This window comes from Bacteroides caecimuris (assembly GCF_001688725.2).
GTDB lineage: Bacteria > Bacteroidota > Bacteroidia > Bacteroidales > Bacteroidaceae > Bacteroides > Bacteroides caecimuris.
This window is the reverse complement of the sequence record NZ_CP015401.2, coordinates 2,364,135-2,377,391: the sequence shown is the minus strand read 5'-3', so window position 1 is coordinate 2,377,391 and position 13,257 is coordinate 2,364,135. Positions and strand designations below refer to the sequence as shown.

Here is a 13,257-nt window from a genome sequence, read left to right as displayed (position 1 = left end):
TATAAAATGTTTATTTTCTTGCGAAGATAGTGAAAAAAGGATTTAAATCTTCTTTTTCTGCCAGTTTCCTTTCTTCATATACCAGTAGCAGAACAACAGTATAAAAGTACCGTACACACATTCTGTTGTCCAGGCAAAAGCGACGTCCATCCGCAGGTACATGATGAAATATGCAGAGTAGGTGATATAGATAGCCAGTACACAAAGTTCCATAGCCAATGCAGTCCGCGTATTTCCTGTTCCTGATACCGATTGGAAATACACATTGGCAGGTACCAGCACCAGATAGGCAGAGCATAGTACCCACAGTGAAGGTACGGATGCCGCCCTTAAATCCGGGATGTCTGTATAAATACGTAGAATCAGATCCGGGAATAAGCAGAAAAACACCAGGATGGGCAATACAAAGATATATCCGATACGGATATGTTGCTTGATAGTTCCTCGTACACAATCCTGTTCGCCTGCACCGATCAGGTTACTTACCAGCGAACCGCAGGTGGAAGCAAATGCCATTGCAATCATAAACGGTATCCCCGACACGTTGCGGATGATGTTGGCAATCGCCAATGACCGCTCTCCCAGATGCTCTACAAATAGGAAGAACATGAACCAGGTAGACAAAGAAACGAAATTCTGAATCATTGTCCACACAGAAACATTCAGTATACGTTTCAGTGTTTTTCCATGGAACTTGGGCAATATGTTCAACGCATATTTCTTGCAGTCAATTCGTTTCCAGGTATAGATGATAAAGAAAATCACCGATACCATTTCAGCCAGTGACGAGCCGATGGCAGCACCGGCAATTCCCAGTTGCGGGAGACCGAATTTACCGAAGATCAGGATATAGTTGAATACCACGTTCGAAAACACCATCACAATAGAATTCAGTGTCAACGTTTTGGTTTGTGTTGTACCTACAAAGAAGGCGCGGAACATGACCATGATAAAAGAGAAGAAGAACCCGTACACACGCCAGTGAATATAACTTTCGGCTGCATCGTAAATGTGAGGAGACGAAATGATATTCTTCAAGATATGTGGTGAGAATACAATGGAGAATGTGAGTAAAATCACTGCCATAGCAAGCAGGAAATAAATGCCCTGATAGAAAATCGGTCCGATTTCCTTGTAGTTTCCTTCTCCGTTGCGGCGGGCGATTAAGATCTGTGCACCGATGCTGAAACCGAATGCCATCATAAAGATGGCGAGATAATATACCCCTGCGATAGCAGAAGCACCCAGCTCGATTTCTCCTACACGTCCCAGGAAGGCTGTGTCCGTCATACCGATCATTTGTTCCATAATCAGACTGATCAGGATAGGGAAGGTGATCGTCCATATTTGTTTATACGAATATTTAGTTTTCATTTTATTATATTGTTTAGAGAAAGAAAGCCGGACACCCTATTTGGATTGCCCGGCTTTCGTAGAATATGATTTCAGGAATAATTCCTCTCATCTTTTATTCTGTCTTTGCTGTTGCAGTAGCTCTTGTTGCTTTTGCATCGCTTCCAGGCGAGTAGCAAATCCGGTCTTTTTCATTTGTTTCGGGTCCTTCTTTTTCGCTTCAAGAATAGCCAACAATTTAGTTTCGTCGGTTGTTTTGCGAAGCAGAATCATAGTACCCACGCTAATCAGCGTTGACACGAAGTAGTAATAGTTCAAACCTGACGGATAATCATTCAAGACAAACAAGAACATAATCGGCATCAGATACATCATCCATTTCATTGCCGCCATTTGTGGCTGTGCTCCGTTATCCTGCATAGACATCGAGTACTTCGTGTTCAAGATGTTTGTCAACGTCATCAGCAAGCAGAACAGGCTGAGGTGGTTGCCAAGGAACGGGATATGGAACGGGAATGTGATGATAGCGTCATAAGTAGAAAGGTCGTCCGCCCACAAGAAACTCTGTTGACGCAGCTCGATAGCACTCGGCACGAACATGAACAAAGCCATCAGGATGGGGAACTGCAATAACATCGGCAGACAGCCACCCATCGGGCTTACCCCGTACTGGCTGTAAAGGCTCATCACTTCCTGCTGTTTCTTCATTGCATCTTCCTGCTTCGGATATTTCTTGCTGATTTCGTCAATTTTCGGTTTCAATACACGCATCTTGGCAGAAGACATGTACGTTTTCCAGGTAGCCGGATAAACCACGACTTTCACCATGATGGTCAGAATCAACAGTACGATACCCATGCTCAATCCCCAACCGGACAACCAATCGAATACGTTGATTGTGATAAACTGGTTGATCCAGCGAATCAACGGCCAGCCCAGATAAACCAGTCTGTGAAGTTCCCATTTCTCGTCGCGACCTTTATCCAACGCTTTCAGCGTCTTAAAGTGGTTCGGACCGAAATAGAAATACATCTCTGTCGGTTCTTTGCCAGTCGGATCAAAGAAAGTATTCATTTCAGCAGAATAATCTTTGATATATCCGCTTCCTTGCTGCTCCATTTTTGACTTTACGGAAACCTTGTCGAAATCCTGTTCAGCAATAAATACAGAAGAGAAGAACTGATTTTTGAAAGCTATCCAGTCGATACGTCCCGGCAAATTCTGGCTGTCATCTTTGGCAGCAGATAAGTTGTCTACATCGTCGCCTGTTACTTTATAAGTCAGTTCCGACAGACGGTTCTCATAAGTGAATCCCTTTTCCAGTTGGCGGGCGCGTTGTGACCAATCGATGTCTACATACTTAGTGCTTGCCAACTTGTCTTCCATGCCTGTCGCTTTGATTTCAAAGTTCATCAGGTAGCTATCCGGTTTCAGCGTATAGATGAAATCGATATAGCTTCCGCTATCCGCAGCCAGACGCATGGTAACACTACTGTCTGTCTTGTTTACAGCTTCAAAGAAATAATCTTTGGTCTGGATGGCTCCTGCTTTGTTGTAGAAGTTGAAGTTCATCGAAGCATCGTCACCGTCGAACAACATGATCGGCGTCTTTTTGTCCTGTGCCATATAATCCTTCAGCATGGCTGAATAGACACGTCCGCCCTTGGTTGCGAAAGTAATTTCCGCTACATTATTTTGGATACTGATTTTAGAGTCAGTCCCATGCAAGGCGTTGAAAAACAAAGATGTAGAATCGGCTGTCGCTGCAACTCCCTTTTGGCTGTTGGCCAGCGCAGCTTCCGTTTTCGCCTTCAGCGCTTCCTCCTGCTGCTGTACTACGGCAATAGAGTCATAGTATCTTTTTTGTGCAGCTATCTGTTCTTCGCTTGGACGGCTCAAATAGCTGAATCCTACCAATAATATGCCTATTAGAACGAGACCTGTGATGGTGTTTTTATCCATTCTTATTTTAATTACAAATTATATAAATTACAAACTACCGGTTGTTTACCACGTATCGTTAGTCGTTCACCGTTGCTTTTTCATTTTCGATAGCAGCCTTCACGAATGCCACGAACAACGGATGAGGGTTCAGTACCGTACTACCATATTCCGGATGGAATTGTGTACCGACAAACCATTTCAAGGCCGGGATTTCAACAATTTCTACCAGATCCGATTCCGGGTTGATACCTACACATTTCATGCCGGCAGTTTCATATTGGTCTTTATAATCATTGTTGAACTCATAGCGATGACGGTGACGTTCCTGAATATGTTCTTGTCCGTAAGCCTGATATGCTTTCGAATCTTTCTGCAATACACATTCGTAAGCGCCCAGACGCATCGTACCCCCCATGTTGGTGATTGCTTTCTGTTCTTCCATGATATCAATCACGTTGTGTGGAGTCTTTTCATCCATTTCACGTGAGTTGGCATCAGCGTATCCCAGTACGTTGCGTGCAAATTCGATGGCGATACATTGCATACCCAGACAAATACCGAAAGTCGGAATGTCATGCGTACGTGTATATTTAATAGCGACAAACTTGCCGTCAATACCCCGCTGACCGAATCCCGGACCGATCATTACACCTGCCATGCCTTTCAAAGCTTCACCTACATTTTCGTCTGTCAGTTTTTCGCTGTTTACGAAATGAACTTCCACTTTGCGGTCATTGTAAGTACCTGCCTGTGATAAAGCTTCGCGGATAGATTTGTAAGCATCCTGTAAGTCATATTTTCCAACCAGTGCAATATTGATAGGCTCTTTGGATTTTGCAGCGTGACGGCGTTCCAGGAATTTACGCCATGGACCTAATCCCGGAGTTTCTCCTACCGGCAGTCCCATCTTTTCGAGGATAGTGCTGTCTAGTCCTTGCGCCTGCATCAGGATAGGTACTTCGTAAATTGTTTCTGCATCGATAGACTGCACAACGGCTTTATCATCTACATTACAGAATTGTGCCACTTTCTTACGCAGTCCGTCGCTTAGCGGATGCTCAGCACGCAATACCAGTACATCCGGCTGGATACCTACACTTTGGAGTTCCTTTACAGAATGTTGCGTCGGTTTTGTTTTCAACTCTCCGGCAGCAGCAAGGTAAGGAACATAAGTCAAGTGTACACAAAGAGCGTTTTTACCGAGTTCCCATTTCAACTGACGGATACTTTCGAGGTAGGGGAGTGACTCGATGTCACCTACCGTACCACCGATTTCAGTGATTACAAAATCAAACTTGTATTTATTACCAAGCAGTTTTACATTCCGTTTGATCTCGTCTGTAATGTGAGGAATCACTTGGATTGTTTTACCCAAATAGTCTCCACGACGTTCTTTGTCAATGACGCTCTTGTAGATACGTCCCGTAGTAATGTTGTTCGCCTTTGTCGTTTGTATACCCAGGAATCGCTCATAGTGTCCCAGGTCGAGGTCGGCTTCGTGTCCGTCTACGGTTACATAGCACTCTCCATGCTCGTATGGATTCAATGTTCCCGGGTCGATGTTGATATACGGGTCAAACTTCTGAATGGTTACATTATAACCTCTTGCTTGCAGCAACTTACCGATGGATGATGAAATGATCCCTTTTCCTAATGAAGAGGCAACACCACCGGTGACGAAAATATACTTTGTTTCTCCCACAGCTATAACTGTTTTAATAATTGTTTACTTAGTAGTAATCTTACGAACTTAAAAAGCGCAAAATTATAAAAAAAAGAGGAAGATTACAGACTTTCGTCTCTACAATTTTATTAAAAAATGCAATTTTGAAAGAATCCTATGATTTCTGAACAAAATAATGTAGCTTTGCAGCCTAAACCATAGACAAATATGATGAGAATTACTACTTTATGTTCAGCGTTTATCCTGTCAATCTTGTCGTTATCACTTTTTGCGCAGGAATCTGTCGAGGCTGCTTCACTTCCAACTGACTCTCTGCAGCCCGCCCCTGAAGTAATTAAACCAGCTAAAACGGTCACCCCTTCGGCAGTTGTGGCAAAGGCAAGAGTTGTGAAAGCTGATACGCTTTCGGCAGAGCTTCAGAAATATTTAATGCTAAAACTTAATTTGTCAGGTCCGACTCCGAAATTGGATACTGTATCTTATTTATATAATAGGTATGTTGCGCAATTAGATTATTTGAATGATTTGTCTGTGCCGCCACGTTATATTCCGTCCGATCCCGATTATTTCCGTCTGTTTACACCTTTAGCATATTATTATGCTCCGATGGCTCAATACTCGAAGTTGGAATGGAAGCCCATGCAATTGGATACCACTCCTCAACTGACGCAAGAGCTTTTGCCATACGATACTCTAGTATTTACCAAAACACAACGTGCTGAGAAGATAGTCAACAGCGCATTGATGGATTTTTATTTGACGCATCCGGAATTAGTTGTCACAACGGAGGATCGTATCATGAGTCGTGATGTGTTCCGCCATGATGTAAAGCCGAAAATATCTCCCAAAGCGAATGTTATTCATCTGTTTCAACCGGAAAATATGGACGACAATGTAGGAGAGGCCAATATGAAGATTAGCAGACCTAACTGGTGGGTGACCGGAGGTAACGGATCGTTGCAGATTAGTCAGAACCACCTTTCGGATAACTGGTATAAGGGAGGTGAAAGTAACTTCTCCGGATTAGCGACTTTTCAGGTTTTTGCCAACTATAATGATAATGAGAAAGTCCTGTTTGAGAATCAATTGGAAGCTAAAGTGGGCATGACTTCCACACCGTCAGATGAATTTCATAAATATCTTTTTAATACCGACCAATTCCGCTTATATAATAAATTAGGTTTGAGGGCTTTCAAGAATTGGTACTATACCATTTCTTCCGAGTTTAAGACACAGTTCTTCAACGGCTATAAAGCTAATAGCGAAGAGTTGGTTTCGTCTTTCATGTCTCCGGCAGATTTGGCGGTCAGTATCGGTATGGATTATAAATTGAGTAAGAAGAAATTTAATCTTTCCGTGTTTATGGCGCCGTTGACTTACAACTTGCGTTATATTGGCAATTCTGAAGTAGACGAAACGAAGTTTGGCTTAGAAAAAGGAAAATGTTCTAAAAACGATTTTGGTTCGCAGTTGCAATCGACATTCAATTGGACTATCATTTCTGCAGTAACTTTAGAGTCTCGTCTTAATTACCTGACCAACTACCATTGGGCACGTGTAGAATGGGAAAATACATTCAACTTTGTATTAAACCGTTATCTTTCTACCAAGCTCTATATACATACCCGTTTTGATGACAGTTCCAAGCCGACTGAAGGAGATAGTTTCTTCCAGTTGAAAGAATTGCTTAGCTTCGGTATTAATTATAAGTGGTAATTCGCGTTTCGGGAATACTGATTAAAAGATAAGAAAAGGCTGTTTAACTATAAAAGTTATTCAGTCTTTTTTTTATGTTCATATCTGTTATATGATGTAATCATTCTTACTACATGCTTTAACTGCATATTTTGATTGGTAAACAAGAAAAGAAAGCATTTTTTTCTTGTTTCTTATTTATTATTTTATCTATCTTTGCAACAGGAATTATTTCATTGCCTAAATGGTAATAGAAAAAGTGGGGTAAAAATATATGATCATTAGCAAAAATGACGATCGAGAAGTTCTGCCAACAGATGTGATTGGCAGAAGCGTAGCGCACTCTAAACGCTGGTTAGTCGCCATTGTGCGCGTTCATCATGAGAAAAAAACAAGCGAACGCCTCACTAAAATGGGCATTGAAAATTTTCTTCCTATCCAACAAGAAGTTCATCAATGGAGCGATCGTCGCAAAGTGATCGATCGTGTTGTACTTCCAATGATGATCTTTGTCCACGTTGATTCACTAGAACAAAAAGAAGTTCTGACTTTATCCGCTATCAGCCGTTACATGGTACTTCGTGGGGAGAGTACTCCGGCTGTAATTCCCGACCAACAAATGTTGCGATTCAAGTTTATGCTCGACTATTCGGACGAGACGATCAGTATGAGCACTTCACCTTTAGCTCCGGGAGAAAAGATACGGGTCATAAAAGGACCATTAGCAGGATTAGAAGGAGAACTGGTAAATATAAATGGGAAATCAAAAGTTGCAGTCCGACTGACTATGTTAGGATGTGCGTGCGTAGATATACCGGCAGGATGTGTGGAGCCGGTCTAGCACTATTGGTTGAATCAAACATTCAAATTACTCAATGAAAATGCAAAAATTAATGGGGGCGCTCATCTTCTTATTGATGTTGGGCGCCACACCTGTGACAGCTCAAACCATGAGCGACTCCCAGGTATTGGAGTATGTCAAAGAGGGGATCAAGCAGGGAAAAGAACAAAAGCAACTCGCCTCCGAACTGGCACGCAAAGGCGTGACCAAGGAACAGGCCATGCGTGTGAAGCAGCTCTATGAGCAACAGAACAATGTCAATGCCTCCAACGCTGCCGGTACGGATGTCAATGAATCACGCCTTCGTGAAGAGATGAACGAGAACACTTCCGATATACTGGAAGACCGTCCTGGTACTGAAGACCTTGCCCGTAGCAACCAGGTTTTCGGACGCAACATCTTCAATACCCGTAACCTGACTTTTGAACCCAGTGTCAACATCGCCACCCCTTTAAATTACCGCCTGGGTCCCGGTGATGAAGTGATCATCGACATCTGGGGAGCCAGCCAGAACACGATCCGCCAACAGATTTCCCCTGACGGCACGATCAACATCCAGAAAATCGGTCCCGTCAACCTGAACGGTATGACTATTGCTGAAGCCAATGACTATCTCAAGCGAACATTAAACAAGATATATAATGGTCTTGATAATACGGACGACCCTACTTCCGACATCCGTCTGACTCTGGGCAGCATCCGTACTATCCAGATCAATGTGATGGGTGAAGTGGTCCAGCCGGGCACTTATTCCCTTTCTTCCTTCTCTACTGTCTTCCATGCGCTTTACCGTGCGGGAGGTGTGAGTGAGATAGGCAGCCTCCGCAATGTGCAGCTGGTACGTAACGGCAAAAACATCGCCACGATCGACGTCTACCAGTTCATCATGAAAGGCAACATCCAGGATGACATCCGCCTTCAGGAAGGCGATGTGGTGATTGTTCCCGCCTATGAGGTCCTGGTCAAGATCGACGGGAAAGTGAAACGCCCGATGCGTTTCGAGATGAAGAAGGACGAGAACCTGTCCACCCTTATCAGTTACGCCGGTGGCTTTGACGCCGACGCCTACACCCGTTCTTTGCGCGTGGTACGCCAAAACGGCCAGGAGTATGAAGTGAACACGGTCAAGGACCTTGACTATAGTGTCTATAAAATGCGTAACGGTGATGTCGTGACCACCGAGGCCATCCTCAACCGCTTCACCAATAAGCTTGAAATCCGTGGTGCCGTTTACCGCCCCGGCATCTACCAGCTCAACGGCAGACTGAATACGGTCCGCGAACTGGTGAATGAAGCCCAAGGCTTGACGGGTGATGCTTTCCTGAACCGTGCCGTCCTTTATCGCCAGCGTGAGGACCTCACTACTGAAGTTGTCCCTGTTGACATAAAAGCCATCATGGATGGCACTTCCCAAAACATTATCCTGACGAAAAACGACATTCTTTATATTCCGAGCATCCATGATCTGGAAGACAGGGGAGATGTTGTCATCCATGGCGAAGTGGCAAAACCTGCTTCCTATCCGTACGCTGACAACATGACGCTTGAAGACCTGATCATTCAGGCGGGAGGTTTGCGTGAAGCCGCTTCTGTAGTCCGTGTGGATGTCTCTCGCAGAATCAGGAATCCCCATAGTACAGCGGATAACGATACTATCGGCCGGACGTACACATTCTCCCTGAAAGAAGGCTTTGTCGTTGACGGTACACCGGGTTTTGTGCTTCAACCGTACGATGAGGTTTATGTTCGCCGCAGCCCGGGCTATCAGGTCCAACAGAATGTAGCCGTTGAAGGTGAAATCCTGTTCGAAGGCTCCTACGCCATGACCAGCCGTACGGAACGTCTTTCCGATTTGATCCGCAAAGCCGGCGGTTCCACCAAAAACGCCTACCTGCGCGGTGCCAAGTTGACTCGTGTCGCCACTGAGGGTGAGAAGAAACGTATGGAAGATGTGCTTCGCTTGATGAGCCGTCAGTTGGGTGAGGCTATGATGGATTCTTTGGATATTCATGTGGAAGACCATTTTACGGTGGGTATTGATTTGGAAAAAGCTATAGCTAATCCGGGTAGCACGGCTGATATTGTCTTGCGTGAGGGTGATGTTGTCTTTATTCCCAAAAGTACCAATACGGTTAAGATCAATGGTGCCGTGATGGTTCCCAATACGGTTTCTTATATAGCCGGCAAGAATATTGATTACTATCTGAACCAGGCTGGTGGTTATTCAGACAATGCCCGCAAGAGCAAGAAGTTTATCATTTACATGAACGGTCAGGTTGCTAAGGTTAAAGGCAGTGGTAAGAAACAGATTGAGGCCGGTTGTGAGATTATCGTTCCCAATAAAGAAAGGAAAAAGAATAATTTGGGGAACATCCTTGGCTATGCCACCTCATTCAGTTCTTTGGGCATGATGATTGCCTCTCTTGCCAATTTAATCAAGAAATAACGAATACCTTATAATATCTTTTATTATGTCTACTTTGATGGAACAAGCATCTGAAAAGGAAACAAAGCAATTGCACAATAATCCCCATAATGATGAGATGGAGATTGACTTGCTGGAGATTGTTCGTAAGATAATCGGTATCCGTAAGACTTTGTACAAGGCCGCCATTGTTGGTGCATTCATAGGGCTTGTCATAGGATTCAGCATTCCGAAGAAATATACGGTTACAGTGACCTTGTCTCCTGAGATGGGGAGCTCTAAAGGAAACAGCGGTCTTGCCGGTCTTGCCGCATCTTTCTTAGGGAGCGGCGCTTCGATGGGAGCGGATGGTTCTGACGCCTTGAATGCCGCCCTTTCTTCGGACATCGTCTCTTCGACACCGTTTCTGTTGGATTTATTGAACATGCAAGTTCCTTCTTTACAGAAAGGCGGTAAGGAAATGAACTTGTCCGCTTATCTGGACAGCCAGTCTTCCCCTTGGTGGAGTTATATCTTGGGGATGCCTGGCATGGTGATCGGTGGCATCAAGGATTTACTGTCTTCCGATGAGGAAGAAACTGACCAATCTTCTATGAACGGCATGCTTGTATTGACAGAGGAAGAGAGTGAAAAAATCCTTTCATTAAAGGAGAATATCTCAGTTATGATGGACAAGAAGACGTCTATCACGAATGTATCCGTCACTTTGCAGGACCCGAAAGTGACTGCCGTTGTGGCGGATTCGGTTGTCTGTAAGTTGCAGGAATGCATTGTCAGCTACCGTACTTCGAAGGCGAAGGAGGATTGTGCCTACTTGGAGAAACTATACCAAGACCGTCAACAGGAATATTATGCCGCTCAGAGGAAATATGCCGATTATGTGGATACGCATGACAATTTGATCCTTCAAAGCGTACGTGCTGAGCAAGAACGCTTGCAGAATGACATGAGCCTGGCTTATCAGGTGTATAGTCAGGTTGCCACTCAGTTGCAGATGGCACGTGCGAAGGTTCAAGAGGAGAAGCCCGTATTTGCTGTGGTGGAGCCAGCTGTTGTTCCGTTTTTGCCATCGGGTATGGGAAGAAAAATGTACATATTGGCTTTTACATTCCTTTCGGTTTTAGTCACGATGGGATGGTTATTGTTTGGAAAGGATATGTTGTGTGGTTTAAAGTATTCCAAATAATATCAGGTTTTCTATTGTAAAAGAATATTTTGATTTATATAGTTGATAATAAAGTTGATAAAACTGAATAGAGGCGAAGGAATCCTAATCTGGAATTCTACCGGATTATTTGCATATTGATGATTGTAGCACATTATTATGTTGTAAATTTTGGTCTTATTCGTACCCAAGGTTCCATGATGATTTATTCGACTGATGCCAATAGTTTGTTTTTTCAAAAATATCCTCAAAAGAAATTCTTAAAAATATTGAATAAAATCTAAGCAAGGTTCTTAGTATATATCATTAAAAATTCTAAATATGCAAGCAATAATCTTAGCGGCAGGAATGGGCAAGCGCCTTGGAGAGTATACTAAAAATAATACGAAGTGTATGTTGCCTGTTAATGGCGTTCGACTTATTGATCGAATGCTCACGCAATTATCCTCACAGAACTTAAATCGTGTTGTTATAGTTGTGGGATATGAGGGCACTAAACTCATAGAATATATAGGTAATAGATACGATAACAAATTGAAAATAGAATATGTGCATAATCCGATATACGATAAGACCAACAACATTTACTCTCTAGCACTCGCAAAACAGCAAATGATGGAGGATGATACTTTACTATTAGAATCGGATTTGATTTTTGATAGTGAAATGCTAGACATATTGGTAAAACATCCTGATTCGAATCTTGCTTTAGTTGCAAAATATGAAACATGGATGGACGGTACTATGGTTCGTATTGACGATGATAGAAATATTGTGAATTTCATACCAAAGAAAGCGTTTAAGTATTCTGATACAGATAAGTATTTCAAGACAGTAAATATCTATAAATTTTCAAAAGATTTTTTGCGAGATAAATACATACCATTCTTAGATGCGTATTCAAAAGTAATGGGAAATAACGAATATTATGAGAACGTACTTCGCATAATTAGTTTTTTAAATAACACAGATTTAAAAGCACTCCCAATTACAACAGAAAAGTGGTATGAAATAGATGATAAACAAGACTTGGATATTGCTGAAGCAATATTTGCAGAAGAACAAGACATCCTCAAAAAATATTATGGACGTTTCGGAGGATATTGGCGTTTCCCTAAAATGTTAGATTATTGCTATTTGGTAAATCCATATTTTCGATCGTCAGAAATCATAGATGAAATGCAAGCAAATTTTCGTACCCTTATAGGAGAATATCCATCAGGAATGAAAGTTAATACATTGCTTGCAAGTAAATGTTGGGGGGTCAAAGAAGATTATATAGTACCAGGAAATGGTGCCGCTGAACTCATTAAGGCACTAATGGAATTATTGCCGGGAAAACTAGGAATTACACGTCCTACATTTGAAGAATATCCAAATCGTCGTGAATCAGAATCATTGGTAACATTTATTCCACAAAACAATGAATATCGTTATTCTGTACAGGACTTGATGAACTTTTTCGAGAAGAATCCGGCAGACAACATCTTACTTATTAATCCTGATAATCCTTCTGGAAATTTTATTCCGATGCAAGATATCTGTATGTTTGCAGAATGGTGTGAAAAGCATGGAATAAGGCTCATTGTAGATGAGAGTTTCGTTGATTTTAGTATAAATTGGGAAAATAATACATTGTTACATGATCATATCTTAGAATCATATCCACATATGTTAGTAATGAAATCCATAAGTAAAAGTTATGGTGTCCCTGGTATTCGTTTGGGTATTCTCTGTTCTGCTGATGTGGAGATTATTGCAAAAATAAAGAAAATGGTTAGTATTTGGAATTTAAATTCATTTTGCGAATTCTTTATGCAAATATATACCAAGTACGAAAAGGACTATAAGCGTGCCTGTGAAAGATTTATTGTTACACGTAATACATTTGAAGAGAACCTTCGTCAGATACGTTTTTTGCGCGTTATACCATCTCAAGCCAATTATTTTCTTGTAGAAGTACTTCCTCCTTATACTGCGAGAGAAATTATATTACGAATGCTTAAAGAGCATAATATTCTTATGAGAAACTGTTCGGGGAAAGAAGGATTTGATGGAAAACAGTATATGCGTATCGCAATACGTGATGACAAAGATAATTCTAGATTTATAGCAGCATTGAAAGAGATAGACAATAATAAGGAATAATT

The 13,257-nt window shown here is 42.2% G+C and carries 8 protein-coding genes; 5 read left to right on the top strand and 3 right to left on the bottom strand.

The genetic code is table 11. The features are described from left to right. Positions 1–42: 42 nt before the first annotated feature. The 3 genes from bexA to A4V03_RS10275 all read right to left on the bottom strand — a co-directional run bounded on the left by bexA (position 43) and on the right by A4V03_RS10275 (position 4,999). Entirely contained in the window at positions 43–1,374 is a 1,332-nt protein-coding gene (gene bexA, locus A4V03_RS10285; protein ID WP_065538829.1) for a multidrug efflux MATE transporter BexA, read from the bottom strand. 87 nt (positions 1,375–1,461) lie between these two features. Beyond that, on the bottom strand, positions 1,462–3,315 hold the full coding sequence (gene yidC, locus A4V03_RS10280; RefSeq protein ID WP_065538828.1) for a membrane protein insertase YidC: 1,854 nt from the start codon (positions 3,313–3,315) through the stop codon (positions 1,462–1,464). Between the two features lie 58 nt (positions 3,316–3,373). Continuing rightward, on the bottom strand, positions 3,374–4,999 hold the full coding sequence (locus A4V03_RS10275; RefSeq protein ID WP_065538827.1) for a CTP synthase: 1,626 nt from the start codon (positions 4,997–4,999) through the stop codon (positions 3,374–3,376). A 189-nt stretch (positions 5,000–5,188) separates the two neighbouring features. Between A4V03_RS10275 and A4V03_RS10270 the strand changes: the two genes are divergently transcribed. The 5 genes from A4V03_RS10270 (at position 5,189) to A4V03_RS10250 (ending at position 13,255) form a co-directional block, all read left to right on the top strand. Then, positions 5,189–6,697, top strand: a complete 1,509-nt coding sequence (locus tag A4V03_RS10270; protein WP_065538826.1) for a DUF3078 domain-containing protein — start codon at positions 5,189–5,191, stop codon at positions 6,695–6,697. Between the two features lie 253 nt (positions 6,698–6,950). Next, entirely contained in the window at positions 6,951–7,517 is a 567-nt protein-coding gene (locus tag A4V03_RS10265) for a UpxY family transcription antiterminator (protein WP_065538825.1), read from the top strand. A gap of 34 nt (positions 7,518–7,551) precedes the next feature. Further along, entirely contained in the window at positions 7,552–9,963 is a 2,412-nt protein-coding gene (locus tag A4V03_RS10260; protein WP_065538824.1) for an SLBB domain-containing protein, read from the top strand. Positions 9,964–9,988: 25 nt separating this feature from the next. After that, the gene (locus A4V03_RS10255; RefSeq protein WP_065538823.1) at positions 9,989–11,128 is read left to right on the top strand and encodes a Wzz/FepE/Etk N-terminal domain-containing protein; all 1,140 of its coding nucleotides are present in this window, start codon (positions 9,989–9,991) and stop codon (positions 11,126–11,128) included. Positions 11,129–11,428: 300 nt separating this feature from the next. Beyond that, entirely contained in the window at positions 11,429–13,255 is a 1,827-nt protein-coding gene (locus A4V03_RS10250) for an aminotransferase class I/II-fold pyridoxal phosphate-dependent enzyme (RefSeq protein ID WP_065538822.1), read from the top strand. Positions 13,256–13,257: the final 2 nt, after the last annotated feature.